Raw genomic sequence first — 26,861 nt, forward strand, 5'->3', positions numbered from 1 at the left:
TGGATTTGCACCCGTAGGCCCGGTAAGCGCAGCGCCACCGGGCGATACAGCATCACTCTTCCAGTGAATACGGTAGCGGCTCAATACTCAACGTATTCGCGTCGTCGCGCACGCGGAACACGCTGTCCGCTTCCATGTCGTTGTTCATTACAGCCTGTACCAAAAGACGGCCATCGTCCAGTTGGACTGCGGCTAACACGGTACCGGTGCGGCGCCAGTTGTCGCCCATCTTCAGTTCTAAATCTTCACCTGCTTCCGGTACGCGGCTGGCATGGCCTGCCAGTGTCCACAACGCGCGTTTGTTTGCCCCACGGAATTTTGCACGCGCGACCATTTCCTGACCGGTGTAGCAGCCTTTTTTAAAGCTGATGCCCCCCAGCGCCTGCAGGTTAGTTGCCTGAGGAATAAACTGCGCGCTGTTGGCTGCGTCAATTACAGGCAGACCCGCTTCGATGTTCAGCGCCAGCCACTGCTGGCTGTTGTTGAGCTGCGCTTCGCCGCGCAGCGCCTCGGTCACGCGTTCGGCTGTTGCGGCATCCGTAACTAACAGGAAGCGCTCTGCCGGGTGTTCAAACCACAGGATGGAAGTCGCGCCCTCGCTGACCACCTGTTTTTCTGCATCCGGCAGTTCAGCAAACAGGTTTTTCAGCGCCGCACGCGCCTGGAAGCCCGCCACGCCCAGCAGAACATGTTCGTCGTCCGGGGCGATGGTGACTTTGGAAAAGACCGCGTATTTTTTCAGTTCTTTGAGCTGCGCATCGCGCAGGCTGCGGCGCTCAATAAAGGCAAAACCGTCCTGACGGCGGAAGAGACGCAGGTTGCTCCACATTTTGCCCTTAGGATCGCAGTGCGCGGCCAGCAGATGCTGGTGTTCAGTCAACTGCGCAACATCCGCAGTCACCTGACCCTGCAAGTATTTTTCGGCGTCGGCGCCGGAGAGGGTTGCCAGCGCCCAGTCATCAAGAGAAATAAGCGTCAGCGGCAGACGCGCAGAGGCGGCGGGCTGGCGCGGAGAAAATGGTGTAAAGGCCATAACGGTATCCTGAATTGCTTAACGCTTTGATAATGCCTAATGGTAAAAGAGCCTGCAGGCATTGCAAGCGCTTTCAGCAGACCATTTGTGCCATAAACGGGTTATGCGTAGCGCTACGCAAAATAGTGTAATCCGCTGTCTATGTAGGGATTATTCTGGAAGCCAGCTCGTCAAACGCAATATTCCAGTAATGAAACGGTCAAAAACACGTTACACTAGCTGGTGTCCCCGTAGAGAAATTAAGAATAGAAAACGGGGTACCGACTGTGCCAAACGTAATGCAGGAAACTGAACATGGATATTAACAACAAGGCCCGTATTCACTGGGCATGCCGTCGCGGAATGCGTGAACTTGATATTTCCATCATGCCTTTCTTCGAATATGAGTACGACAGCTTAAGCGATGATGATAAGCGTCTGTTTGTTCGCCTGCTTGAGTCTGACGATCCGGATTTATTCAACTGGCTGATGAACCACGGCAAACCCGCCGACACCGAGTTGCAACGGATGGTGCAATTAATTCAAACACGGAATCGGGAACGTGGTCCTGTGGCAATCTGATCTTCGCGTCTCGTGGCGCTCGCAGTGGATGTCTTTATTGCTCCACGGGCTGGTTGCGGCCATCGTTTTACTCATGCCGTGGCCGCTCAGCTATACGCCGCTGTGGCTGCTATTACTTTCGTTTGTTGTTTTTGACAGCGTACGCAGCCAGCGTCGCATTAACGCGCGTCAGGGCGAGATTAAGCTGCTGATGGATTCCCGCCTGCGCTGGCAGGGAAAAGAGTGGGATATTCTCGGTGTGCCCTGGATGCTTAACGCCGGGATGATGCTACGGTTACGCAAAGTGGGGGGCGGACGTTGCCAGCACCTGTGGCTGGCGGCGGACAGTATGGACGCATCAGAATGGCGGGATCTGCGCCGGATGTTGCTGCAACAGCCGACGCAGGAGTAACGCGCGTTAGCTGAATTTTTCTGCCATTTCGCCGAGGATCTGCTCGCACCAGGCCTGCAGGCGCTCGTCGCTGAGATCGTACTGATTGGTTTCATCCAGCGCGAGCCCGACAAACAGCTCGCCATCGGCAATAATCGGCTTTTTACTGGTGAATTCATACCCTTCGGTTGGCCAGTAGCCGATAAACGCCGCCCCTTTTGGTGCCAGCTTATCGTGCAGCATGCCGAGTGCGTCCAGGAACCATTCGCCGTAGCCTAACTGGTCACCCATGCCGTACATCGCAATAATTTTACCGTCGAAATTGACAGAATCGAGCTGATCCCAGATGGCTTCCCAGTCTTCCTGTATCTCACCAAAGTCCCAGGTTGGGATGCCCAGAATCAGCACATCGTACTGCTCCATCAAGGCGACCGAGTCATCTTTCAGGTTATGCAACGTCACCAGTTCCGGGCCAATGATGTCGCGAATTTTCTCCGCCGCCATTTCGGTGTAGCAGGTGCTGGAACCATAGAACAGACCAATATTCATCGCGTAACTATCTCAATTCTTGCTATGACTTTGCGCGTAGTGTACCAGAAACCGGTCGCAATCAGGCATAATGGCCTGACTGCAAAATCAAAGGGGCTGATGTGGAAAAGGATCTCGCACTCGTTGAACAGTTTCTCGACGCGCTGTGGCTGGAGAAAAATCTGGCCGAGAATACCCTCAGTGCCTACCGGCGCGATCTCACCATGCTGGTGGAGTGGCTGGCGCGTCGGGAGCTATCGCTTGCGAGCGCGCAAAGCGACGACCTGCAGGCGCTGCTCGCTGAACGCGTAGAAGGGGGGTACAAAGCCACCAGCTCTGCACGCTTGCTCAGCGCCATGCGTCGGCTTTTCCAGCATCTTTATCGGGAGAAGATTCGCGAAGACGATCCCAGCGCGCTGCTGGCGTCCCCGAAACTCCCGCAGCGGCTGCCGAAAGATCTCAGCGAAGCACAAGTTGAGAGATTATTACAGTCACCGGCTGTTGACCTGCCGCTGGAGTTACGCGATAAAGCCATGCTTGAGCTATTGTATGCTACCGGCTTGCGCGTTTCGGAACTGGTTGGCCTGACGATGAGCGACATCAGCATGCGTCAGGGCGTAGTGCGCGTCATCGGTAAAGGAAACAAGGAAAGGCTGGTTCCGCTGGGAGAAGAGGCGGTTTACTGGCTGGAGACGTATCTTGAGCATGGTCGCCCCTGGCTGCTCAATGGCGCGTCTATCGACGTCCTGTTTCCGAGCCAGCGCGCGCAGCAAATGACGCGACAAACGTTCTGGCATCGCATTAAGCATTACGCCACACTGGCGGGTATCGACAGTGAAAAGCTTTCGCCGCACGTATTGCGTCACGCCTTCGCGACGCATCTGTTAAACCACGGCGCAGATTTACGCGTGGTGCAGATGCTGCTGGGACACAGCGATCTTTCAACGACGCAAATTTACACCCATGTCGCGACGGAACGCCTGCGGCAGCTACACCAACAGCACCACCCTCGTGCGTGAGTGCCGACAAATTGTAACAGGATCAATTATGAAAAAGTCTTTCGCGCTGTTCACCCTGCTGGCAGCCTCATTTACCGGCTTCGCCCATGCGGATGACGCCGCCATCAAACAGTCTCTGGCTAAGCTTGGCGTCACCAGCAGCGACATCCAGCCTGCGCCGGTTGCCGGTATGAAAACCGTACTGACCAACAGCGGCGTGCTGTACGTCACCGAAGATGGCAAACACTTTATTCAGGGACCGCTGTACGACGTGAGCGGTGCGCAGCCGGTGAACGTTACCAACCAGCTGCTGATGAAAAACCTGAACGCGCTCGAAAAAGAGATGATCGTCTATAAAGCGGCGCAGGAAAAACATGTGATTACCGTCTTCACCGACATCACCTGTGGCTACTGCCACAAGTTGCATGAACAGATGAAAGACTATAACGCGCTGGGCATTACCGTGCGTTACCTGGCCTTCCCGCGCGCAGGCGTACAGAGCAAGCCAGAGCAGGACATGAAAGCGATCTGGTGTGCCAAAGACCGCAACAAAGCGTTTGATGACGCGATGAACGGTAAAGACGTTAAGCCTGCCTCCTGCGACATCGACATTGCTAACCACTACGCGCTGGGCGTGCAGTTTGGCGTGAGCGGTACGCCAGCGATTGTCCTGAGTAATGGCTATGTTGTTCCGGGCTATCAGGGACCGAAAGAGATGAAAGAGTTCCTCGACGCGCACCAGAAACAGTTTGGTGGTAAATAATTCGCGTGAAAGCCCCCATCAAATTGCGCCGCCGCGAGGCGGTTGAACACGTTGATTTACCGGACGATCTCCCGCCGCTGCTAAAGCGCCTCTACGCCAGCCGCGGCGTGCGTCGCGCAGAGGATCTTGAGCGCAGCGTGAAAGGGATGCTGCCCTGGCAGCAGCTGAACGGTATCGAGAAAGCTACCGAAATGCTCTACAACGCGCTTCGTGAGGGAACGCGCATTGTGGTGGTAGGGGATTTCGACGCCGACGGCGCAACCAGCACCGCCCTGAGCGTGCTCAGCCTGCGCGCGCTGGGCTGCGATAATGTCACCTATCTGGTGCCGAACCGCTTTGAAGACGGCTATGGCCTCAGCCCGGAGGTGGTCGATCAGGCCCATGCCCGCGGTGCGCAGATGATCATGACCGTAGACAACGGGATCTCCTCCCATGCGGGCGTCGATCATGCTCACGCTTTGGGGATCCCGGTGCTGGTCACCGATCATCACCTGCCCGGCGATACGCTCCCCGCAGCAGAAGCGATTATTAACCCCAACCTGCGCGACTGCGATTTCCCGTCGAAATCCCTCGCCGGCGTGGGCGTGGCGTTTTATCTAATGCTGGCGTTGCGTACTCTCTTACGCGATAAGGGCTGGTTCGAATCCCGCGGCATTGCCGTTCCAAACCTGGCCGAATACCTCGACCTGGTGGCGCTGGGCACCGTGGCGGACGTGGTACCTCTTGATGCCAATAACCGCATTTTGACCTGGCAGGGCTTAAGCCGTATTCGCGCGGGCAAGTGCCGTCCCGGAATTAAGGCGCTGCTGGAGATTGCCAACCGCGATCCGCTTAAGCTAGCGGCAAGCGACCTGGGCTTTGCCCTCGGGCCGCGTCTGAACGCTGCCGGAAGGCTGGACGATATGTCCGTCGGCGTGGCGCTGCTGCTGTGCGACAACATCGGTGAAGCGCGCGTGCTGGCCAACGAGCTGGACGCCCTGAACCAGACCCGTAAAGAGATTGAGCAGGGGATGCAGGCCGAAGCGCTGACCCTGTGCGAAAAACTTGAGCGCAGCGGCGATACGCTGCCGGGCGGGCTGGCAATGTACCACCCCGAGTGGCATCAGGGCGTGGTCGGCATTCTGGCGTCGCGCATTAAAGAGCGCTTCCACCGCCCGGTGATTGCGTTTGCGCCTGCGGGTGACGGCACGCTGAAAGGCTCTGGCCGTTCGATTCAGGGGCTGCACATGCGCGATGCGCTGGAGCGTCTGGATACGCTTTACCCGGGTCTGATGATCAAGTTCGGCGGCCACGCGATGGCGGCAGGCTTGTCGCTGGAAGAGGCAAAGTTCGACGAGTTCCAGCGCCTGTTTGGCGAGCTGGTCACCGAGTGGATTGACCCGGCGCTGCTGCAGGGCGAAGTGGTCTCTGACGGTGAGCTGTCTGTCTCCGAAATGACGATGGAGGTCGCGCAGATGCTGCGCGATGCCGGTCCATGGGGGCAGATGTTCCCGGAACCGCTGTTCGACGGGCGATTCCGTCTGCTGCAGCAGCGTATCGTCGGTGAACGCCACCTGAAAGTGATGGTCGAGCCCGTGGGCGGCGGACCGCTGCTGGACGGCATCGCCTTCAACGTTGACACCTCCATCTGGCCGGACAACGGCGTGCGCGAGGTCGAGCTGGCGTACAAACTGGATATCAACGAGTTTCGCGGTAACCGCACCCTTCAGATCATCATCGACAATATCTGGCCAATTTAGCGGCAGTAATCTCTATAAAAAAGGGCGTGGATTCGGTACAATCCCGCTCTTATCACCGCATTTTGACAAGTCCATAAAAGAAAACAGACCATGTTTGAAATTAATCCGGTAAAAAACCGTATTCAGGACCTCACGGAGCGCTCTGACGTTCTTAGGGGGTATCTTTGACTACGATGCCAAGAAAGAGCGTCTTGAAGAAGTAAACGCCGAGCTGGAACAGCCGGACGTCTGGAACGAACCTGAACGCGCACAGGCGCTGGGTAAAGAGCGTTCCTCTCTCGAAGCTATCGTAGATACGTTGGATCAAATGGCCCAGGGGCTGGAAGATGTTTCCGGTTTGCTGGAGCTGGCCGTCGAAGCCGACGACGAAGAAACCTTTAACGAAGCCGTGGCAGAACTCGACGGGCTGGAAGAGAAGCTGGCACAGCTGGAATTCCGTCGCATGTTCTCCGGCGAATACGACAGCGCTGACTGCTATCTCGATATTCAGGCAGGTTCTGGCGGTACCGAAGCGCAGGACTGGGCCAGCATGCTGACGCGTATGTATCTGCGTTGGGCGGAAGCGCGCGGCTTCAAAACCGAAATTATCGAAGAGTCTGAAGGTGAAGTGGCCGGTATTAAATCCGTCACTATCAAGATCATTGGCGACTACGCCTACGGCTGGCTGCGTACCGAAACCGGCGTTCACCGCCTGGTGCGTAAGAGTCCGTTTGACTCCGGTGGCCGTCGTCATACCTCCTTCAGCTCTGCGTTTGTTTACCCGGAAGTTGACGAAGATATCGATATCGAAATTAACCCGGCGGACCTGCGCATTGACGTTTACCGCGCGTCCGGCGCGGGCGGTCAACACGTTAACCGTACGGAATCTGCGGTGCGTATTACCCACATTCCAACCGGGCTGGTAACACAGTGCCAGAACGACCGTTCCCAGCATAAGAACAAAGACCAGGCCATGAAGCAGATGAAAGCGAAGCTTTATGAGCTGGAGATGCAGAAGAAAAATGCTGAGAAACAGGCGATGGAAGACAACAAGTCCGACATCGGTTGGGGCAGCCAGATCCGTTCTTACGTCCTTGATGACTCCCGCATCAAAGACCTGCGTACCGGGGTTGAAACCCGCAACACGCAGGCGGTGCTGGACGGCAGCCTGGACCAATTTATCGAAGCAAGTTTGAAAGCAGGGTTATGAGGAACCAACATGTCTGAACAACAAGCACAGGGCGCTGACGCGGTAGTCGATCTTAACAACGAACTGAAAACCCGCCGCGAGAAGCTGGCAGCGCTGCGCGAGCAGGGCGTGCCGTTCCCGAACGATTTTCGTCGTGATCACACCTCAGACCAACTGCACGCTGACTTCGACGGTAAAGAGAACGAAGAGCTGGAAGCGCTGAACATCGAAGTGGCCGTTGCAGGCCGTATGATGACCCGTCGCATCATGGGTAAAGCCTCCTTCGTGACCTTGCAGGACGTGGGTGGTCGTATTCAGCTGTACGTTTCCCGCGACGACCTGCCGGAAGGCATCTACAACGAGCAGTTTAAGAAGTGGGACCTGGGCGATATCCTGGGCGCGAAAGGTAAACTGTTTAAAACCAAAACCGGTGAACTGTCTATCCACTGCACCGAGCTGCGTCTGCTGACCAAAGCCCTGCGCCCGCTGCCGGACAAGTTCCACGGCCTGCAGGATCAGGAAGCGCGCTACCGTCAGCGTTACCTGGATCTCATCTCTAACGATGAATCCCGCAAGACCTTCAAAATTCGCTCCCAGATCATGGCCGGTATTCGCCAGTTCATGGTCAACCGCGACTTTATGGAAGTGGAAACCCCGATGATGCAGGTGATCCCTGGCGGCGCGTCTGCGCGTCCGTTCATCACCCATCACAACGCCCTGGACCTGGACATGTACCTGCGTATCGCGCCGGAACTGTACCTGAAGCGTCTGGTGGTCGGTGGTTTCGACCGCGTGTTTGAAATCAACCGTAACTTCCGTAACGAAGGTATCTCCGTTCGCCATAACCCAGAGTTCACCATGATGGAACTCTATATGGCGTACGCGGACTACAAAGACCTGATCGAGCTGACCGAATCCCTGTTCCGTACCCTGGCGCAGGACATTCTGGGCACCACGCAGGTTCCTTACGGTGAAGAAGTCTTCGACTTCGGCAAGCCGTTCGAAAAACTGACCATGCGCGAAGCGATCAAGAAATACCGTCCGGAAACCAACATGGCGGATCTGGATAACTTCGACTCTGCGAAGGCCATCGCTGAAAGCATCGGCATCAAGGTTGAGAAGAGCTGGGGTCTGGGCCGCATCGTGACCGAGATCTTCGAAGAAGTGGCCGAAGCGCACCTGATTCAGCCGACCTTCATTACCGAATACCCGGCGGAAGTCTCTCCGCTGGCGCGTCGTAATGACGAGAACCCGGAAATCACCGACCGTTTCGAATTCTTCATCGGCGGCCGTGAAATCGGCAACGGCTTTAGCGAGCTGAACGATGCGGAAGACCAGGCGCAGCGTTTCCAGGATCAGGTTGACGCGAAAGCAGCAGGCGATGACGAAGCGATGTTCTTCGACGAAGACTATGTGACCGCGCTGGAGCACGGCCTGCCGCCAACTGCAGGTCTGGGTATTGGTATCGACCGTATGGTGATGCTGTTCACCAACAGCCACACCATTCGTGACGTGATCCTGTTCCCGGCAATGCGCCCGGTGAAATAAGGCGTTACGTTGCTAAAAAAGCCCCGAAAGGGGCTTTTTTATTGCGCCGCGAACGCTCTCAGCGCGTCTCGCGCGACCGTTGCTTCCTGCACCATCCACGGGCTAAAGCTCCATGGGGCGGCGTCCAGCGCGCGGAATAACGACTCCAGCGTCACCCATTCAAATGCCATCACTTCATCATGGTTAATTCGCAGTTCGCTGGTGACGCGGGCAGCGAAGACCGGGCAAATCTCGTTTTCCACGATCCCGGAAGGATCCGTTTCGCGGTAGCGGAATTCTGAGGCAACAGGCGTAATCGCAGTAATTTCTGCGCCAATCTCATCGCGGCAGCGACGGATAATTGCCTCTTCCGTCCGTTCACCAGATTGAGGGTGACCGCAGACGGAGTTCGTCCAGACGCCCGGCCAGGCTTTTTTACTTAGTGCGCGTCGGGTTACCAGACACTCGCCTTCGGCGTTAAACAGCCAGGATGAGAACGCCAGATGCAGCGGGGTTTGGGCAGTATGCGCGGCGTATTTTTCCTGAGTGCCAATCACCATTCCCTGGTCATTAACCAAAATAACGTGTTCTTGAATACTCATTCATGCTCCAGTGCCAACGATGCGGATGGTTCTGCACCATCAACAGGGAGCATTATACGGCAATCTTATACGAACGGTTTGTTTCCAGGAGCGGAAAAGGGCTGACCCATATCTCTCCGGGCTGGTATCATAGTGCGCCATTCACGCTGACCGAGGATCTGTTTTGTTTGCAGGAAGCCTGACGAGAAACCCCATCATCGCCATCTTTTGCCTGACGCTGACGCTATTCCTGGCTGGCTGTTCAGGAAGCAAATCGTCGGATATGGGTAGCTATTCCGGTGCGGTCTATACCGTTAAGCGCGGGGATACGCTGTACCGGATTTCGCGCGCAACGGGGACCAGCGTGAAGGATCTGGCGCGCCTGAATAACATCTCTCCGCCGTACACCATCGAAGTCGGGCAAAAGCTCAAGGTGAACGGCAGTTCGTCCTCGGGCAAAAAATCCTCATCGAAAGGCAAAACCGCCAAAGTGACGCCGTCCTATCAGGTACCGCAATCGTCATGGCCGCCGGTTGGACAGCGCTGCTGGATTTGGCCTGCCAGCGGTAAAGTGGTCGCCCCTTACTCACTCTCTGAAGGTGGCAACAAGGGTATTGATATCGCCGCTGCGCGCGGTACGCCGGTTTATGCCTCCGGGGCAGGGAAGGTGGTTTATGTGGGTAACCAGCTTCGCGGCTACGGTAACCTCATCATGATTAAGCATGGCGAAGATTACATCACCGCCTACGCGCATAACGACACGATGCTGGTCAACAACGGCCAGAACGTGAAGGCGGGGCAGAAGATAGCCACCATGGGCAGCACCGGTACCGATTCGGTGAAGCTGCACTTCCAGATCCGCTATAAGGCGACGGCCATCGATCCGCAGCGTTACCTTCCTGCGCCCGGCAGCAAACCGAAGTGCTAAGTGATTATTTAATCGCCGGTTAGTTGTGAAGAGGCTTGTATGAAGGTGCGTAAGGTCTATAATGCCTTACGCACCTCAAAGCGGGCGTAGTTCAATGGTAGAACGAGAGCTTCCCAAGCTCTATACGAGGGTTCGATTCCCTTCGCCCGCTCCAGATCTCCTGATAAAGCAATAAGTTATAACTTATCAGTTAGTTACGTAGCCCTGCTTTAGCAGGTACAACTTAAACTACCCATTGTTCTACGCCCGTACCTGTCGCATGATTGGTCTGTGGTACAAGGGAGCATATCTTCACGCTGGCGGTGGTTCCTGGTTCTTAACGCGACAGCACAACAACGAACAAAAAGCCGCATACCTGGCATAACTCCCGAACAGATTGATCATACGCATTTAAGCCCGATGTGTGGCCCTATGAGCCACGTGAACAGGTGAATAGTAATGCCCCGGTAGCTACAGATCCGGCTCTGCCAGCGCTTCGCTCACGCTCCGAAAGGTACACGAGCACCCTGATAAGGTGTGATCCCTCTGAACACTGATGTTTTCGCCTAACGGCTCCGCTTGACTCCTTACCACTAACGGGGCTTTATGGTTGCTATTGTCTGAAGTCTAAGCTATTCAATGGGTTTGGTATCCAGTGCTTGTTATGCCAAACTTTTATTGTGGTATGTATTTTGTGTCACCTTGATGGAAGGTGGTTTTTCAAGGTATGTTGCCAGCCTTCACTCGTTTTGTTTTTTTGCTTTTTTTTACTTTCTGTTTAATCTCCTTTAGTAAAGGTTCTGTATGTAGCTTGGAAAGTTCGCTGAAGATCCTGTCCTTCAGTGAAGCAGAAATTTGTGTCATTTGATAATTTCTTCCAGCCAGTGTCACATAGTTCTTATATACTCGGCACACAGCCCCATTGAACATGAATTCAATTATTGGCATATTTTCCTCTACGTTATTTCTGTTAAAAATCTTTGTTTGAAATTGCATCTTTCCACGCTGCGGGGATTTGCTCCCATCTCTGACGATACCGAGCTTTGACAAGTGGTGAGGGATGGTCTGATTCTGAAACATCATAACCACGAGCCTTTAGTCCTTTTTTCGCTTTCTGGGCCTGTTTCCCTACCAAAATTATGGTTTTCAGGTTGGGTAGTAATGGTAGTAGCTCATCTAGAATTTCAATGCCTTTACGGACATGTAGAGCCTGGTATGCTCTTGAGTTATCCCAAGCAGGAATGGTATTCCAAAGCAGCGTTCGTTTTCTATCCAAGCCTATACTTTGCATAAAGCAAAAAATTGCTTTGGCCGTGTCATCGTTATTATCACGTGAAATAAAACCAGAACCACCGTTTCTAAAGTCAGTTTGGGGGCCTGGTTTCTCGAAAAGGAAAATAAATTCGGCATTGATCCCACCATCTAAAGGATCAAAGTCAGGGATGAATACATTGTCACCAAGTCTTTCACGTAGGCTTTCGACATACGCTGTTAACGGCTGTATATGAGGAGCTGTGAGTAGGCTCTGTCTGTGGCATATGTTTGATTCATATTTGAGTGATTTTGGTTCCGTTGGAAGAACTGACTCCACAAACATTTTCAACCCCCATGGATACTTCGACTCTTTCTTGAGTCAGTTTACATCTTCCTGCTTAAAATATCCCCGGTTCTATTGGTGATCTGTTGAGTGGAACAATTAGCACCATAATAATTTCACGGGATCTCTGGCGAATATCATAGCGCTGCCAGTGAGTTACACAGGTTTGCTTGTGTTGCAATTTGCCTCGCAATTTTACAACAGGCGAAACACTGTCTTCCTGTAGTAAAAAGCCTTAATTTAAGGTAATACAGTATTGTAGTTTAATATATTATGGCATTTTATAACATCATGGAAAGGGGGATAAGATGGCGAACATAGGTTTCATCAGGGTAACAGCCTGATAAATTAATTTATGCGTAATATACTTTACTCATATTAATTACCGGAATGTATGGGCTCGAATGAGAATGGTCAGAATTTATATACAATGCGAAACCCGGAACGGCCTATTTCCTTTTTAAGTTTCGTAATTATTTAGAAATAATAAGTGTTTATTGCTGTGTTAAGAATAATCATTAATGAAATGATGCGTAAAAAGGCAAGGTTATTCAGGTTTTAATGGTCTTTTCTCCGTGGTTTTTCATGGGTTTTAAAGCAAGCACCAATAAATATCAGTTATATATCACTAATGTTCTGAGGGGAAATCCAAAAATAAACAAAATTTCTTTTTACTCATCCTTTTCCATCTGATATCACTTCTCCCTCATACTTGTCTGAGCCATGACCGCTGTAGTCTATAATGGCTATTACCCAACGCTAAAAGGTGGTGTCATGAATATTTTACCTCCCGTTCGGCCTGAACAATCTATTGAACGTCTTACTGCCATCCTTGAGCCGATCGCGGAAAAAGTGAAGCTCGTGCCGCGTAAACGGATCACCTGGAAACACAAAGGCCACCAGCAAATGTATCTTTTTCAGGAGGGTGAGCTTTCTTTGCTGCGGGCATCTGATGGTCTGCTCCTGGTGACCGTTTTTGAGCCTCATCTGTTCGGCATTGCCGAGATGATTCAGCCGACACAGGGGCATATTTTACGTGCAGAAAGAGAGTCTATCATTTTACGTGCTGATGCAGATGAAGCAGCTACGCTATTTCGTCAACAGGGCGTCTGGGAAGATGTTGCGGCCTTGCTGTCGTATCATACGGCGTATCTCATTTATCGTGATGCGCAGGTCGTGCAGCAACGTACCTATTCCGTGATTCGCAGTTATTTGCAGGAAATGGTATTATTGCCCGAAGAGGCGCGTATGCGAATCAGCATTCTGGAATATATTCAGGATCGTACGCTTCTTTCACGCAGCAGTATTCTCAACGTATTATCAGCCCTTAAGCAAGGTCAATATATCGCATTTAAGCGCGGCGGGTATTTAATGGAATTGGGAGATTTACCGGAGTCGTTCTAAATTTAAAATTAAACAGAAAAGTATTTCACGTTGTTCTCGTTTGTCGATATCGTTTGCTCACTGAAACTATTCAACGGAGTAAACGGGATTTGTATGAAGAAGACACTTTTTGCATTAATTATTGCTAACGCATTCACTGCCACAACTGCATTTGCAGCTGCGGATACAGGTACATGGTACAGCGGGGCTAAATTCGGCTGGTCACACTATTTTGACGCCAGCACCGGTTCAAAAGCGAGCGATAATAACAGTGGCTCCAGCCAGTATAATATCGATCATAATAACGTCGGTGGCGGGGTTTACGCTGGCTATCAGATGACACCCTGGCTGGCAGTAGAAGGTGGTTACGATTATTTAGGAAATATGCAGATTAAAGGCAATCATAGTGCGGGCGCACAAATGAAAAGCCAGGGGCTGCAGATGTCCTTAAAAGCCAGCTATGCCGTGACCGACAGCTGGGATATCTATGGGCGCGCCGGTGCGATGGCATATCGGGCAGAATCTGATGTAAGTGGTCACAATCGTTTCGATACAGGCGTTCGCCCGCTTGCCGCGGTGGGGACGGAGTATGCGTTCAACAAAAATTTGGCTGGTCGCCTCGAATATCAATGGGTAAGCAATGTGGGTAATGCCAACCAGATTGGCGTCAGCAGCGACGTAAGCTCCGTAACAGCAGGCCTGACATGGCGATTTGGACAGCACGATTGATCGTTGTTAGCCTCTCAATGATAAAAGCCCGACTGCTTAGCAGTTGGGCTTTTTGGTATTTAAGTAACTAAAGGATCAAGAGCAAGTTTAATCTTTTGCAGGCCAGTAACGTTTTTGTCTTTCAGGTATTGCTGATTAATCATTTCAAGCTGTTCTAGTTTTGTCAGCGAGGCGTAGACTGGCTGAACGGGACTATCTTTGGTAAAAATATCCTTCGCGGTAGCGTGCTGTAAATACTTTGATTTCAGTTGTGCCGATAATCTGTCTATCTGTACTTTATTCTCCTGATAAAGCGCTGCAATATGCGAGGCCGGAATGGAAGGCGGTTTATCTCCCGGTAGAACTAGCGGAACCTGCAGATGATGTATCTGTTCAACCTTATCCGGATGAGATGCGCTGCAGGCGGTAACTAAATTGAGGCTGAACAGCGCCAGTAATAATGACCGTGTCTTCATTGGACAACTCAGGGTTAATAAGCGGAACGGACATTATCGTAAACAACAGGAAGATCTTCAGAGTAAACTTGTTTAATTTTAAATAACTTAGCGGGTATGTTTAACAACGGCGTAGACATAAACGGTTGTTCACGCTGTTAAAGTAAAACAGGCTGCAGTACGCAGCCTTTTTTATCAGTTTTTCGGGAACACCCAAACATGCTTCTCCGGCAGTGAAAGATGGCAGTGCTGCGGATCCCGAACCTCATGCCCGTACGCGCGAATGACAAAATCATCTCCCGGCGTGCGGAACAGGTACTCCCAGCGGTCGCCAAGATACATGCTGGTGAGCAGCGGCAGCTCAAGCTGATTTTCCCCTGGCCCCTCAACCACCGCCACGCGCTCGACCCGGATCACCGCCGTAGCGTCATTACCGCTCTGTACCCCTTCGCCCGCCTGGCCCCACAGCACCCAGCCTTTCCCTTCGATACGCGCTCTGCCGTCGCGCACTTCGGTGACCTTGCCGTGCAGGCGGTTGTTGCTGCCCATAAACTCTGCGGTAAACAGCGTTTTCGGCGAGCCGTACATCTCCTGCGGCGTGCCCTGTTGCTCAATTTTGCCGTTGTTAAGCAGCAGGATGCGGTCGGATATGGACATCGCTTCGTTCTGGTCGTGCGTCACCATCAGCGCGGATAACCCGAGCTTGATAATCAGCTCGCGCAGGAACACGCGGGCCTCTTCGCGCAGCTTGGCGTCGAGGTTGGAAAGCGGCTCGTCCAGCAAAATCACCGGTGGGTTGTACACCAGCGCCCGGCCAATCGCCACGCGCTGCTGTTGCCCGCCGGAGAGCTGGTGCGGGTGACGTTTGCCAAGATGGCCCAGACCCAGCTGGTCCAGTACGTCCTGTACGCGCTGCTGGATCTCTTTGGCCGGAACTTTACGCAGCTTGAGCGGATAGGCCACGTTCTCAAACACGGTTTTGTGCGGCCACAGGGCATAGGACTGGAACACCAGCCCCAGGTTACGCTCTTCTGCCGGGATCTCACTGCGCGGCGTGCCGTCGTAAACTTTATTGTTGCCAATGACAATCGACCCCTGCGTCGGTTTTTCCAGACCCGCGACGGCACGCAGCAGGGTGGTTTTACCACTGCCGGAGGGGCCTAACAGTGAGACCACTTCGCCGCGCTTCAGGTTCATGGAGACACCTTTTAAAACAGGATTGTCGCCGTAGGTTAAGTGCAGATCGTCAACCGCTAATTCAATCATGTATTTTCACTCCGAAACGAAGGGCAATGCCCAGACCTACCACGACCAGCAGGATGTTAATGAAAGAGAGCGCCGCCACGATATCAATGGCACCCGCGGCCCAGAGGGAAACCAGCATTGAACCGATGGTCTCCGTGCCGGGGGAAAGCAGATACACACCCGTTGAGTATTCGCGCTCAAAGATCAGAAACATCAGCAGCCACGAACCAATAAGACCGTAGCGGGAGAGGGGAATGGTCACATGACGGGTGATCTGCCCGCGCGTCGCCCCGGTGCTGCGCGCGGCTTCTTCAAGCTCTGGCCCCACCTGCAGCAGCGTGGAAGAGATAAGCCTCAGCCCGTAAGCCATCCACACCACGGTATAGGCCAGCCAGACGCTGAAAATGGTGCTGCGCAGCGAACGCAGCCAGACGATGACGTTCTCGCGCATCCAGTCGGTCCATGCGAACCCGGAAAGCCAGCCGGATTTCAGCGAGTTGTCCAGCCACATCGGCAGGAACAGGAACACCCACAGGAACGCCAGACCGGCAAGCAGGCCAGGCACGGCGCGCGGCACCAGCACGCTGTAGTCCAGGAAGCGCGTGGTGTTATCCGGTTTACGGTGCATCGCAATCCCGACGAACAGGTAGCACGCCACGGCCAGCGCGCCGCCAATCACCCCAATTGCCATGGAGTTGACGATGGCGCGCAGCAGGTTGGGCTGTGCCCAGATGGTGCGGAAAGTGCTCAGCGAAAGCTCATCCCACAGCGAAACGCCCACACCCCAGTTGGAGATAAACGCGCGCAGCACCACGCCGAGCAGCGGCACGCCGATGGTGACGGTGAGCCAGAAGGCAACCACCGCCCCGGCAACCCAGCGCCATTTGCCCAGCGGTAACGCGCGAGCCTGTGAGGCTTTCCCTTTCATAGTGACGAAGCGGTTGGCGGTGCGCATCAGACGACGCTGGAGCATCACCAGCGGGATGGTGATGCAAATCAGCACCACGGCAACCGCCGCCATCAGGTGATATGATGGTGTGCCGAGCTTGTTTGTCAGCTGGTACAGGTAGGTTGCCAGCACCATATTGCCTTCCGGATCGCCGAGCACCAGCATCAGGCCAAACACTTCCAGCCCGAGGAAGAACAGCAGCACGATGGCGTACAGGATCGACGGGCGCACCATCGGCAGGCTGACGGAGGTCATCACCTGCAGCGGAGAGGCACCCGCAATGCGCGCGGCTTCTTCCACATCAGAGCCGACGCTGCGCAGCGCGGATGAAATATAGAGATAGGCATGCGGCACGTGCGTCAGGCCAGCAATGACCACGATGCTCGACATATCGTAGATGTTCCACGGCACAAAGCCGATCAGCGCCTGCGCCCACAGGGACAGAAAGCCCACGGGACCGGCAGCCACCACATAGCCAAAGCCGAGCACCATCGGCGATACGAAAATGGGTACCAGGATCAGCGGTTCAATCAGGCGGCGGCCGGGCAGGTCGGTGCGAACCATCAGAAACGCCAGCACGCCACCCAGCGGAATGGCGATGATGACCAGCCCGAAGGCGAGAATAAAGCCGCTTCTCAGGGCCTTATAGAAATCAGGGTCGGTGAAGATAAAGCCAAATGATTCAAGGCTCCACTCTTTTGCCGGAGAAAAGAACGGAGCGGACAGGAAGCTCTGTATCACGATAAATGACAGCGGCGTGTAGATAACCAGAGCGGTTATCAGCACGACGATGCCGCGCGGCAGGCTTTGCCACTTTCTGCGTAATGTATTCATGGGGTATCCCTGGTGTTGCAGCCCAATAAAACGAACTCAGTCGACAGGGAGCGCGACGGCGTGCGCCGCGCCCGAACGCTTATTTGGCGGCGGCTGCACGCCACTCTTTGATGTACTCCAGGCGTTTTTTCGGCTGCAGGTACTCCAGCAGCGTTTCATCAACCGGGATCGGCTTCAGCGCGTTACCGAGGATTTTGGTCAGGCCGTCAATATCATTTTTGCCTTCGATATCGTTACGGATGGAGGGAATATCCGCCTGACTGGCCAGAATGCTTTGCCCTTTTTCAGACAGCACATAGTCCAGCCACAGTTTTGCCGCATTGCTGTTTTGCGCCTGCTGGCTGATGAACGACACGCGCGAGAGCACCAGCGTGTAATCTTTCGGGTACGAAATGCCGAGAGAAGGATCGTTCTTCGCACGGGCTTCAGCATAGGATCCGAGGATGTTAAAGCCGATCAGGTTTTCACCGGAGGAAACCCTCTCCATCATGGTGCCCGTTGATGACTGCACCGCTAAGCCGCCTTTGGCGACGTCGGCCAGGGTTTTAAAGTAGTTTGGATCGGCCTTGTGATCCTGCACGGAAAGCATAAAGCCAAGACCCGATTTTTCGATGTCGTAGGTGGTGACTTTGCTCTTGAATTTGTCCGTCTGGCTGGCAATCAGCTTCGCCAGCGCGGCGTGAGAATCCGGCACGTCGCCAGCCGGGATCAGGCGCTTGTTGTAGATAAAGACCACTGGCTCATAGGTGGTGCCGTATGCCTTATCTTTCCAGACTGCCCATTTCGGCAGCTGACTTTGCTCCGGCGATTTGTACTCCATGGCGTAGTCGGTGGCGAGTTTCAGCCCGGTGTCCATTGAGGAGCTCCAGACCACGTCGCCGCTACCGCCACCGGAGGCCTGTTCGCTGATAAAACGGTTGTACAGCTCGGTGCTGTTCATGTCGTTGTATTCAACTTTGATGCCAGGGTAGGTTTTTTCGAAGCCCGCAATCAGCGGCCCGGCGGCTTTGGTGTCGGTGGTGGAGTAAATCACCACCTTGCCCTCTTTGGTGGCGGCATCGACAACTTTTTGATACTCAGCAGGATAGCCCTGCGGCAGGGCAGAGAGTGCAGAAGCAGAGAACAGGACAGTAGCGGTAAGCAGAGAAATTCGGAACGTGTTCGACATTATAGTTAACCTTTTAGTTACATTTGAGGAACTAATTGTCAACATAGCGTAAAGCGCGCCTCCGACAATAGGGAGGCGCGGGCAATGATTCCGAAGTGTGACTGTCACCATCGTTTCAGCAATTAACACCATAAAATCCGCGAACGTTTGCCTGCGAACGGTTTCGGATTACGGTTTATCGTCGGCTTTGCGGTATAGCCGCCGTGGATGACCAATATTGCCATACAGCATTTCGACGATGATTAACCCGCTCTCCACGCAGTATTCCAGGTAGCGACGCCCCGTGGTTTTGCTGATCCCCACGTTTTCCACCACCTCTTCAACCGACATCGCGCTGTCGGGATGTTCGGCGAACAGGCGTTTAATCCTTTCCAGCGTTTGGGGTTCAATGCCCTTTGTCGACGGCGTAATGGAGGCTTCCGCGGCAGGCAGATTAAACAGACGATCCAGCGCGTGCTGGTCGACCACCTTCACCTGCTGCACGGTGTGGACGAAGCGCATAAACCGCTCCAGCGAGGCGTGCAGGCGCTGGAAAAAGACGGGCTTGATCAGGTAGTCAAACGCGCCGCTGCGCATGGCATGGCTGCAGGTCTGCATATCGCTGGCGGCGGTGATGAAGATCACCGAGCATTCATAGCTTTTCAGCAGCGGGTTATCGATGAGCTCCACGCCTTTACCGTCCGGGAGATAGTTGTCCAGCAGGATAAGCCGCGGCTGATGCTGACGAATCAGGCGGCATGCCTGCTCAATCGACGCGGCGATGCCCACCACGCGCAAGTGAAAATTCTGCTCGATATACTCGCGATGCAGTTCCGCCAGGTGCGGTTCATCTTCAACGATCACAACGTCAAGTGGTTGGGTCATGCTGTTGTCCATTGGGAATAAACACAGAAAAAATGGTGCCCTGCGGCGTGTTGTCGGCGATCTCTATACTGCCGCCCGCTTTCCTGATATAGCCTGCCACCAGAAACAGGCCAATACCGTGCTCGGTACCCACAATGTCGTTTTCACTTTCCGGTTTGCTGCTGAACCCCTGGCGGAAAATGTGTGGCTTCACCGCCTCATCCACACCGCAGCCTTTGTCTGCCACCTCGATCAACAACTCCTGGTTGCGGTCAGAAATGTAGAGTTCCACCGGCGCGGGGACCGGTGCCTTAAGGGTCGCGTCCACCGCGTTATCCAGCAGGTTACCAATAATGGACATCAGCTCCGTTTCGTTGAGCGTGCCGGGCATGCGGGTGAGCTGGCAGGCGGGATCAAAAAGCAGTTCAACGCCTTTTTCGCGTGCGCTGACGTATTTTCCTAACAGCAGCCCGCACAGGGCCGGAGAGACAAAATGGGCGGAGACAAAATCCAGCACGCGCTGCGCGCCTTCTGACTGCACCTGGATGTAACGGATCGCCTCGTCATAATGTTTCATCTGCAGCAGCCCCACCAGCGTGGCGGTCCAGTTCAGCTGCTCGTGGCGCATAATGCGCAGGTTGTCCGCATAGCGCTTGATCTGGCTCAGTTGGCTGCTGAGGGTGTTAATGTCGTTTTTGTCGCGAAAGCTGTACACCCAGCCGCTTTCAACGCCGGGTTCGACCTCAATCGCCACGCGGTTAACAATCACCTCTCGCTGGTTAAGCACTGCGATTTGGTCGTGGCGACCAGCGCTTACCGAGGCGTAGCGCTGGGATAAAAAGCCCGGCGACGTCTGCAGAACGTCTTCCAGCGGTTTGCCGATAAGTTCTTTCTCACTTTGATGAATATCGAGCATCTCCCTGGCTGCCCGGTTAATTAAAATCAGCCGCTTCTCTTCATTGATGGCAAATACCCCCTCGTACATGGCTTCTAATAGCGCGCGTTGCTGCAAAACCAGCTGGGCGATATCTTTCGGCTCAAGGCGGAACATCTGCTTTTTAAGATTGCGGGTAAACAGCCAGGAGAAAATAAACAGCAACAGCAGAAGGGCAATACCGTACAGTCCAGCCTGCCAGAGAATGCGGGCGTTAATATTGGCGATATACGAGGTCAGATAGCCGACCGAGACGATGCCAATGACCTGATGCTGCGCATTAAAGATTGGCGCTTTGCTGCGCAGCGACACCCCAATCCCGCCCTGACGCACGGAAATAATGGTTTTGCCTTTTAACACCTCCGCATTATCCCCTCCAATCATCGGTAAATTAATGCGCTCCGGTGATTCCGAATGATAAAGGTGCTGTTCCCGGGTATCGCCAATCACAATATAGCTGGCATCGCTTTCGGCACGCAGCGGCTGTATTAAGCGGGCGATACCGGGGATATCTCTGGCTGCCACCATTTCCGCCAGACCCGGTATCAGGGCGATTTCACTGGCCTGAACCCGGGCGCGCTGGCCCAAATCGTGGTGTAGCTGTCGGTCAATAAAATGAAACAGGATCGTTCCCAGCAGAACTAACAGCAGGCAGGAGAAGCACACCAGCGCTAAAAACAGCTTTACCTGAAAAGAGAGTCTGCGTTTCATTCAACCTGTGCTAGCCCTATGAAAGTGAGAGATTTGCGGAGCCTGACATGTGCCAATAGCGGACGCAATCTGGCGAGAAAAGAGTTGTGACCTGGCTTTTCGTTTTCGGCGTTATAGCCATCAGGATCCCGTAAGGCTATGCTTCATTCAGCAAGATAATAATTACAGAGGCAATGTCATGGATAAAGAACTACTGGATGCGGGGTACCGGGCCTATACCGGCGAGAAAATTGACGTTTACTTTAATACCGGGATCTGCAAACACTCAGGTAACTGCGTGCGTGGGAGCGCAAAGCTGTTTAATCTGAAACGTAAGCCGTGGATCATTCCCGATGAAGTGGACGTTGAAACGGTTGTACGCGTGATTGATACCTGCCCGAGCGGTGCGCTGAAGTATCGCCAAAAATAAGCGAGGAACCATGGATATTCTGGAAGGCCATAACAAGTTTTACGTGAATGATGAGAACGGCAACCAGGTCGCAGAGATTGTCTTCGTGCCGACCGGCGAGCACCTGAGCATTATCGAGCATACTGATGTGGATGAGAGCCTGAAAGGGCAGGGCGTTGGTAAACAGCTGGTGGCGAAAGTGGTGGAGAAGATGCGCGGTGAGAACCGCAAAATTATTCCGCTGTGCCCGTTTGCGAAGCATGAGTTTGATAAGACGCGGGAATATGACGATATTCGGGCGTAAATAACGCGCCCGGCAGCACGCCGGGCACGAGTACGTCTAGCCAACAAACATCACCGACACGCACAGCACGCCGACGATCAGCGTCAGCAGGCTGCCAATTGAGCGGTACGGTTTCAGGGAAGGGATCAGATACGTCGACAGCGTCGGCATGATAAACAGGATCATGGCGATAAGCGGGCCGCTGATGGCGTAAATCATTGAGATGGCGTTCGGGTTAATGCAGCAGACCGCAAAGGTGATTAACGACACTCCCATAATGGAAATCGCGCGGTTAAAGGCGCGGCTCTTTTTAATCCCCACCTGATTAAGCGACGACTTCACGATCTCCGTCGCCCCTTCAATCACCCCAAAATAGGTGCCGAGGAACGATTTCGACATCGCTACGATCGCCACGATAATCCCGGAAATGCCGAGCCAGGCTGGGGAAGACGGCATCATCGACAGCGCTGACAGAATCGTCACCCCCTGCTCTTTGGCGGCCATAATATAGGACGGTGGGATAGAGAGCAGGCAGCTGAAGACAAAGAACAGCACGCTCAGGCAGATAATCAGGTACGCCACCTTCATGATCTTCTTGCATTTATCCATGGCACCGTCGGCAAATTTCTCGCGACGGTCAACGGCAAACGTTGAGATAATCGGGGTATGGCTAAAGGCAAACACCATCACCGGAATTGAAATCCATACCTGATGCAGCGTTTGGCGATCGAAAGCCATCTGGCTGGTGAGCAACGAGGGCTGCCAGCTTCCGGTGAGATAGATCGAGACAAACAGGAAATAGGCAATCAGCGGAAACACCAGGAAGCCCATCACTTTTATCGTGATATGCCGTCCCATCAGGAAAATCAGATTCAATACCAGCACCACCCCCAGGCTGACCAGCACGCGAACGGCGGTATCCACCGTCAGGTGTTTTGCCAGCTGCTCGGTTAACGAGTTGGTAATGGCCACCGCATAAATCTGCACCACCACAAAAAAGGCGATGAAATAGAGCGTGGTGATCAGATTACCAATCTTCTTACCATAGTAGTGGGAGACGGCGCCAGTGATCCCTTCATTACCTTTTGTGTTTGACGAGAGAATAAATTGCGCCAGCGCCCGGTGCGGCCAGTAGGTTAACGGATAGGCCACGAGGGCGGTGATAAACAGGACAATAGCGCCTGCGGAGCCCAGCTGAATGGGCAAGAACAGCGTTCCTGCACCCACGGCCGTGCCATAGAGAGCGAAACTCCAGAGAGTCTCATCTTTTGACCAAATTTTCGACATTAGAGCAACGTTTCAACTAACAAACCATCAGAATGGCGTGCAATTTACCATAGTTATGCCTGAAGAGCGCAGTTGCTTCGACGGAGTTTGGCCGGAACAGGCGTCCGGCCAGCGGGGGTTTAGCCTGCCAGAGCGCGTCGTTGCTGGCGACGCTTAAGGAATTTCTCACGCAGGTTATCGTATGCCCAGTTATAGAACATGGTGTATGGCAGGAAGAACAGGAAGAAACCAATTTCTAACGTGAATGCCTCAAGCAGGGTCACGCCCAGCACGGCGGCGACAATCGACACGCCGATTACAATAAACCCGCATTCGAACCCCAGGGCGTGCAGCGCGCGCACTTTTGCCGTACGTTTTACGCGCTGGACAGGCCAGAAACGGTCGAAGCCGAAGTTATAGATAATGTTCCAGAGCATGGCGGTGGTAGCCAGGATAATGGTTAACCCACCCATCTCCACCACCGAGCGCTGCATCAGCCATGCCGCCGTGGGGGCGAGAATTGCCGTGGCAATCCCTTCGAAACAGACAGCATGAAAGATCCGCTCCGGCAGCTTACGTTGGAGTGCATCCTGATGTTGCATAGTGTAGACCTCATTAATTCACCGGTATGGGCGTTGATGCAGCCTATTTTTATCGCTAAAGCTGATATATTAAAGATAGTATCCATCGATAAAGTAGATAGTTTATGCGCTATTCACCTGAAGCTCTTACCGCATTTGTTGAGACCGTTGCGGCAGGCTCTTTCTCTGCTGCCGCGCGCAGGCTGCGTAAAAGTCAGTCGACGATCAGCACCTCCATTGCCAACCTTGAAGCCGATCTGGGTTTCGAACTGTTTGACCGCTCGGCGCGCCAGCCGGTGTTAACGGTCCAGGGAGAACAGGTGCTGGGCTATGTGCAGGCCATTCTCGCCGCCAGCACGCGGCTGGATGAGCTGGCGGTGTCGTTAACGGCACAAACGGAGGCGCGTCTGACGTTTGTCCTCTCCGATACCCTCAACCCCGACGTGCTTGAAGATCTGATGAAGCAGTTTGACGCTCGCTTTCCCCACACGGAATTCGAATGCCTGATTGGCGAGGAAGAGGACGTGATCGATCTGCTGCAAAAGGAGCGCGCGCAGGTGGGGCTGACGGAAGCGCGAGACGGTTATCCTACGGATATTGGTGCTACCCGGCTGCCGGTGCAGACCCGAATGGCGATATATGCCGCGACCACGCATCCGCTCGCCGGACAACACGAGGTGCAGAGCGACGAGCTGCACGGCTGGCGGGAGCTGAGGCTCAGCACCTACCTTGAGCGCGAGGCTGAGATCGCGCGCGGGCCCGTCTGGTCAGCGCCGAACTACCTGTTACTGCTGAGTATGGCCGTCCAGGGGTTCGGCTGGTGCGTGCTGCCGTGCGCGCTGGTGGATGAATTCGCCGCCGCGAAGTCGCTGGTACAGCTCAATGTTCCCGGCTGGCCACGGGCGATCGGCATCGATCTGCTGTGGAATAAACGATCCCCTCCCGGCGTGGCCGGAAGCTGGCTGCGGCAGTATCTGCAGGATGCACGCTAATCCTTGTGATTAAACTCACTATTTTTAAACAATTAAGATAATTGCCAGTAACAATCCTCTACTATCGTCATGTCATTTAACACAGAGGTCGTGATGAAAGATGTCGTAATAGTGGGTGCGTTGCGTACGGCTATCGGCTGTTTTCAGGGAGCGCTTGCGCGTCACTCGGCGGTTGACCTGGGCAGCGTGGTCGTTAAAGCGCTGGTGGAACGTAGCGGGATCGCAGCCCATGAAGTTGATGAGGTGATCCTGGGGCAGGTTCTCACGGCCGGTGCCGGGCAAAACCCTGCGCGACAGGCGGCGCTGAAGGGTGGGCTGCCCAACACCGTCTCCGCCATTACCATCAACGACGTCTGTGGTTCAGGGTTAAAAGCGCTGCATCTCGCCACCCAGGCCATTCAGTGCGGTGAAGCGGATGTGGTTATAGCTGGCGGACAAGAGAACATGAGCCGCGCGCCGCACGTTCTCACCGATAGCCGAACCGGCGCGCAGCTGGGCAACAGCCAGCTGCTCGACAGCCTCGTGCATGACGGGCTGTGGGATGCGTTCAACGACTATCATATGGGCGTGACGGCAGAAAACCTGGCGCGCGAGTACGGCATTAGCCGCGAATTGCAGGACGCCTATGCGCTCAGTTCGCAGCAAAAAGCGCGTGCCGCGATTGATTCCGGTCGCTTTCGCGACGAGATTGTCCCGGTCAGCACGCAGCGTCAGAACGGCGAGGCGATCGTCGTCGATACCGATGAACAGCCGCGCACGGATGCCAGCGCGGAAGGCCTGGCGAGACTGAACCCCGCGTTTGAAACGCAGGGCTCGGTCACCGCGGGCAATGCCTCGTCCATTAACGACGGTGCCGCCGCCGTGATGATGATGAGCGAAAGCAAAGCCCTTGAGCTCGATCTCCCCGTGCTGGCCCGCATTAAGGCGTTTGCCAGCGTGGGCGTGGATCCTGCGTTGATGGGGATTGCGCCGGTCTACGCTACCCGTCGCTGCCTGGAGCGCGCAGGGTGGCAGCTTTCGGATGTCGAACTGATCGAAGTGAACGAAGCCTTTGCCGCGCAGGCGATCTCGGTCGGCAAAATGCTGGAGTGGGATCCGTTGCGGGTCAACGTGAACGGCGGTGCAATTGCGCTGGGTCATCCCATCGGCGCGTCCGGCTGCCGAATCCTGGTTTCGCTGGTCCACGAAATGAAAAAGCGAAACGCGCGCAAAGGGATCGCTACCCTCTGTATAGGCGGCGGACAGGGCGTGGCGCTCGCCATCGAACGTTAATTTCTCCCCACTTAAAAAACCTCCTTCGGGAGGTTTTTTTTTATCGTGTTCTTCTCTTCATGGGAAGTAATCGTGATCCGCGCGTCATTTCTGTTATAAACAAAAATAAAAAATGAAACGTTGTTTTAATTGCAATTGAAAACCCTATTTTATGCCGCTAGTATGTGTTCATCATAAAACGAAACGTCGTTTCGTTTAATTTCTGCCTTCGGGCATGACCACATCTGGAGGTTACCGTGGACGTCAGACAAAGCATCCACAGCGCGCACGCCAAAACGCTGGATACTCAGGGACTGCGCAGCGAGTTTTTAATTGAGCAGGTGTTCGAAGCCGATAAGTACACTATGGTCTATAGCCACATTGACCGCATTATCGTGGGCGGCATTATGCCGGTGGCGAAAACCGTCTCCGTGGGCGGTGAAGTAGGCAAGCAGCTGGGCGTAAGCTACTTCCTGGAGCGTCGTGAACTGGGCGTGATTAATATTGGCGGGCCGGGCACGATTACCGTGGACGGCCAGTGCTACGAGATTGGCCACCGCGACGGCCTGTACGTCGGCAAAGGGGCGAAAGAGGTGGTCTTTGCCAGCATCGACGGCAGTAAACCCGCGAAGTTTTACTACAACTGCGCCCCGGCGCACACCACTTATCCAACCAAAAAAGTAACGCCCGCAGACGTTGCGCCCGTGACGCTGGGCGACAACCTCACCAGCAACCGCCGCACCATCAATAAATACTTCGTGCCGGATGTGCTGGAAACCTGCCAGCTCAGCATGGGTCTGACCGAACTGGCCCCGGGTAACCTGTGGAACACCATGCCGTGCCATACCCACGAACGCCGCATGGAAGTCTACTTCTACTTCAATATGGATGAAGACGCCTGCGTGTTCCACATGATGGGACAGCCCCAGGAAACTCGTCATATCGTCATGCATAACGAGCAGGCGGTGATTTCACCCAGCTGGTCTATTCACTCCGGCGTGGGGACGAAAGCCTATACCTTCATCTGGGGGATGGTTGGAGAAAACCAGGTCTTCGATGACATGGACCACGTTGCGGTTAAGGATCTGCGCTAGTCGC

General features: G+C 54.1%; 27 protein-coding genes and 1 tRNA gene. 16 read left to right on the forward strand and 12 right to left on the reverse strand.

From position 1 onward, the window contains the following. Window positions 1-52: 52 nt before the first annotated feature. Complete coding sequence (ygfZ, locus tag IM265_RS08955) at window positions 53-1,033, reverse strand: tRNA-modifying protein YgfZ (RefSeq protein ID WP_028014323.1); 981 nt, start codon at window positions 1,031-1,033, stop codon at window positions 53-55. A 294-nt stretch (window positions 1,034-1,327) separates the two neighbouring features. On the opposite strand from ygfZ, the gene sdhE reads away from it, so the two are divergent. Next, a complete protein-coding gene (sdhE, locus tag IM265_RS08960; protein WP_010435322.1) occupies window positions 1,328-1,594 on the forward strand; it encodes an FAD assembly factor SdhE in 267 nt (88 codons plus the stop codon). Then, on the forward strand, window positions 1,575-1,985 hold the full coding sequence (locus tag IM265_RS08965) for a protein YgfX (protein WP_028014322.1): 411 nt from the start codon (window positions 1,575-1,577) through the stop codon (window positions 1,983-1,985). Before sdhE ends, IM265_RS08965 begins: the two co-directional genes overlap by 20 nt. Before the next feature lie 6 nt (window positions 1,986-1,991). Here the strand turns inward: IM265_RS08965 and fldB are convergent, their stop codons facing one another. Further along, the gene (fldB, locus tag IM265_RS08970) at window positions 1,992-2,513 is read right to left on the reverse strand and encodes a flavodoxin FldB (RefSeq protein ID WP_041908355.1); all 522 of its coding nucleotides are present in this window, start codon (window positions 2,511-2,513) and stop codon (window positions 1,992-1,994) included. Window positions 2,514-2,614: 101 nt separating this feature from the next. On the opposite strand from fldB, the gene xerD reads away from it, so the two are divergent. The 5 genes from xerD to lysS all read left to right on the forward strand — a co-directional run bounded on the left by xerD (window position 2,615) and on the right by lysS (window position 8,708). Beyond that, window positions 2,615-3,511 carry a site-specific tyrosine recombinase XerD gene (xerD, locus tag IM265_RS08975; protein ID WP_193031054.1) on the forward strand — a complete coding sequence of 299 codons (897 nt, stop codon included), beginning with the start codon at window positions 2,615-2,617 and terminating at the stop codon, window positions 3,509-3,511. Between the two features lie 28 nt (window positions 3,512-3,539). Further along, complete coding sequence (dsbC, locus tag IM265_RS08980; RefSeq protein WP_049136419.1) at window positions 3,540-4,253, forward strand: bifunctional protein-disulfide isomerase/oxidoreductase DsbC; 714 nt, start codon at window positions 3,540-3,542, stop codon at window positions 4,251-4,253. 5 nt (window positions 4,254-4,258) lie between these two features. Next, window positions 4,259-5,992: a single-stranded-DNA-specific exonuclease RecJ gene (gene recJ, locus IM265_RS08985; RefSeq protein ID WP_041908356.1), complete on the forward strand. Its 1,734-nt coding sequence runs from the start codon at window positions 4,259-4,261 to the stop codon at window positions 5,990-5,992. 90 nt (window positions 5,993-6,082) lie between these two features. Beyond that, window positions 6,083-7,181 (forward strand): peptide chain release factor 2 gene (gene prfB, locus IM265_RS08990; protein ID WP_100170824.1). Its coding sequence is split into 2 segments (ribosomal slippage): window positions 6,083-6,157 and window positions 6,159-7,181, totalling 1,098 coding nucleotides; the frame shifts between segments, so codons are not numbered across the junction. Window positions 7,182-7,190: 9 nt separating this feature from the next. Then, window positions 7,191-8,708 carry a lysine--tRNA ligase gene (gene lysS, locus IM265_RS08995; RefSeq protein ID WP_014885130.1) on the forward strand — a complete coding sequence of 506 codons (1,518 nt, stop codon included), beginning with the start codon at window positions 7,191-7,193 and terminating at the stop codon, window positions 8,706-8,708. 38 nt (window positions 8,709-8,746) lie between these two features. On the opposite strand, the gene idi is transcribed toward lysS, so the two are convergent. Then, window positions 8,747-9,289: an isopentenyl-diphosphate Delta-isomerase gene (gene idi / locus IM265_RS09000; protein WP_041908358.1), complete on the reverse strand. Its 543-nt coding sequence runs from the start codon at window positions 9,287-9,289 to the stop codon at window positions 8,747-8,749. Between the two features lie 163 nt (window positions 9,290-9,452). On the opposite strand from idi, the gene actS reads away from it, so the two are divergent. Together actS and IM265_RS09010 are read left to right on the forward strand one after the other, a co-directional pair. Then, a complete protein-coding gene (gene actS / locus IM265_RS09005; protein WP_069732742.1) occupies window positions 9,453-10,196 on the forward strand; it encodes an amidase activator ActS in 744 nt (247 codons plus the stop codon). 80 nt (window positions 10,197-10,276) lie between these two features. After that, window positions 10,277-10,350, forward strand: a tRNA-Gly gene (locus IM265_RS09010). Window positions 10,351-11,145: 795 nt separating this feature from the next. On the opposite strand, the gene IM265_RS09015 is transcribed toward IM265_RS09010, so the two are convergent. Then, window positions 11,146-11,772, reverse strand: coding sequence for a uracil-DNA glycosylase (locus tag IM265_RS09015; RefSeq protein WP_082071013.1), 627 nt, complete (start codon window positions 11,770-11,772; stop codon window positions 11,146-11,148). 774 nt (window positions 11,773-12,546) lie between these two features. Between IM265_RS09015 and IM265_RS09020 the strand changes: the two genes are divergently transcribed. Both IM265_RS09020 and IM265_RS09025 read left to right on the forward strand, forming a co-directional pair. Further along, on the forward strand, window positions 12,547-13,176 hold the full coding sequence (locus IM265_RS09020) for a helix-turn-helix domain-containing protein (protein ID WP_045260926.1): 630 nt from the start codon (window positions 12,547-12,549) through the stop codon (window positions 13,174-13,176). 93 nt (window positions 13,177-13,269) lie between these two features. Continuing rightward, window positions 13,270-13,884, forward strand: coding sequence for an outer membrane beta-barrel protein (locus IM265_RS09025; RefSeq protein WP_045260925.1), 615 nt, complete (start codon window positions 13,270-13,272; stop codon window positions 13,882-13,884). A gap of 59 nt (window positions 13,885-13,943) precedes the next feature. Here the strand turns inward: IM265_RS09025 and IM265_RS09030 are convergent, their stop codons facing one another. The 6 genes from IM265_RS09030 to IM265_RS09055 form a co-directional block, all read right to left on the reverse strand. Further along, on the reverse strand, window positions 13,944-14,339 hold the full coding sequence (locus IM265_RS09030; protein ID WP_193031056.1) for a hypothetical protein: 396 nt from the start codon (window positions 14,337-14,339) through the stop codon (window positions 13,944-13,946). A 174-nt stretch (window positions 14,340-14,513) separates the two neighbouring features. Further along, window positions 14,514-15,584, reverse strand: a complete 1,071-nt coding sequence (locus IM265_RS09035) for an ABC transporter ATP-binding protein (protein ID WP_028014309.1) — start codon at window positions 15,582-15,584, stop codon at window positions 14,514-14,516. Beyond that, the gene (locus IM265_RS09040; protein ID WP_045260923.1) at window positions 15,577-17,346 is read right to left on the reverse strand and encodes an iron ABC transporter permease; all 1,770 of its coding nucleotides are present in this window, start codon (window positions 17,344-17,346) and stop codon (window positions 15,577-15,579) included. Before IM265_RS09040 ends, IM265_RS09035 begins: the two co-directional genes overlap by 8 nt. A 79-nt stretch (window positions 17,347-17,425) precedes the next feature. Further along, window positions 17,426-18,514 (reverse strand): ABC transporter substrate-binding protein, encoded by a 1,089-nt coding sequence (locus IM265_RS09045; RefSeq protein WP_028014307.1) that lies wholly within the window; start codon window positions 18,512-18,514, stop codon window positions 17,426-17,428. Window positions 18,515-18,682: 168 nt separating this feature from the next. After that, entirely contained in the window at window positions 18,683-19,378 is a 696-nt protein-coding gene (locus IM265_RS09050) for a response regulator (protein ID WP_120301907.1), read from the reverse strand. Continuing rightward, on the reverse strand, window positions 19,362-21,002 hold the full coding sequence (locus tag IM265_RS09055; protein WP_136485076.1) for a sensor histidine kinase: 1,641 nt from the start codon (window positions 21,000-21,002) through the stop codon (window positions 19,362-19,364). Before IM265_RS09055 ends, IM265_RS09050 begins: the two co-directional genes overlap by 17 nt. 178 nt (window positions 21,003-21,180) lie before the next feature. Here IM265_RS09055 and yjdI point away from each other — a divergent pair, with 178 nt between their 5' ends. Together yjdI and IM265_RS09065 are read left to right on the forward strand one after the other, a co-directional pair. Further along, window positions 21,181-21,411, forward strand: coding sequence for a 4Fe-4S mono-cluster protein YjdI (yjdI, locus tag IM265_RS09060; protein WP_008499689.1), 231 nt, complete (start codon window positions 21,181-21,183; stop codon window positions 21,409-21,411). Window positions 21,412-21,421: 10 nt separating this feature from the next. Further along, a complete protein-coding gene (locus tag IM265_RS09065; protein ID WP_028014304.1) occupies window positions 21,422-21,694 on the forward strand; it encodes a GNAT family N-acetyltransferase in 273 nt (90 codons plus the stop codon). 36 nt (window positions 21,695-21,730) lie between these two features. Here the strand turns inward: IM265_RS09065 and IM265_RS09070 are convergent, their stop codons facing one another. Beyond that, on the reverse strand, window positions 21,731-22,960 hold the full coding sequence (locus tag IM265_RS09070; protein ID WP_048960735.1) for an amino acid permease: 1,230 nt from the start codon (window positions 22,958-22,960) through the stop codon (window positions 21,731-21,733). 119 nt (window positions 22,961-23,079) lie between these two features. Next, a complete protein-coding gene (locus IM265_RS09075) occupies window positions 23,080-23,541 on the reverse strand; it encodes a multidrug/biocide efflux PACE transporter (RefSeq protein WP_041908370.1) in 462 nt (153 codons plus the stop codon). A gap of 104 nt (window positions 23,542-23,645) precedes the next feature. On the opposite strand from IM265_RS09075, the gene IM265_RS09080 reads away from it, so the two are divergent. The 3 genes from IM265_RS09080 (at window position 23,646) to kduI (ending at window position 26,857) form a co-directional block, all read left to right on the forward strand. Beyond that, window positions 23,646-24,512 carry a LysR family transcriptional regulator gene (locus IM265_RS09080; protein WP_045629969.1) on the forward strand — a complete coding sequence of 289 codons (867 nt, stop codon included), beginning with the start codon at window positions 23,646-23,648 and terminating at the stop codon, window positions 24,510-24,512. Window positions 24,513-24,605: 93 nt separating this feature from the next. Continuing rightward, complete coding sequence (locus tag IM265_RS09085) at window positions 24,606-25,784, forward strand: acetyl-CoA C-acetyltransferase (RefSeq protein ID WP_193031058.1); 1,179 nt, start codon at window positions 24,606-24,608, stop codon at window positions 25,782-25,784. A 236-nt stretch (window positions 25,785-26,020) separates the two neighbouring features. After that, complete coding sequence (kduI, locus tag IM265_RS09090) at window positions 26,021-26,857, forward strand: 5-dehydro-4-deoxy-D-glucuronate isomerase (RefSeq protein ID WP_048960734.1); 837 nt, start codon at window positions 26,021-26,023, stop codon at window positions 26,855-26,857. Window positions 26,858-26,861: the final 4 nt, after the last annotated feature.

This window comes from Enterobacter cloacae complex sp. P17RS (assembly GCF_014895885.1).
GTDB lineage: Bacteria > Pseudomonadota > Gammaproteobacteria > Enterobacterales > Enterobacteriaceae > Enterobacter > Enterobacter bugandensis.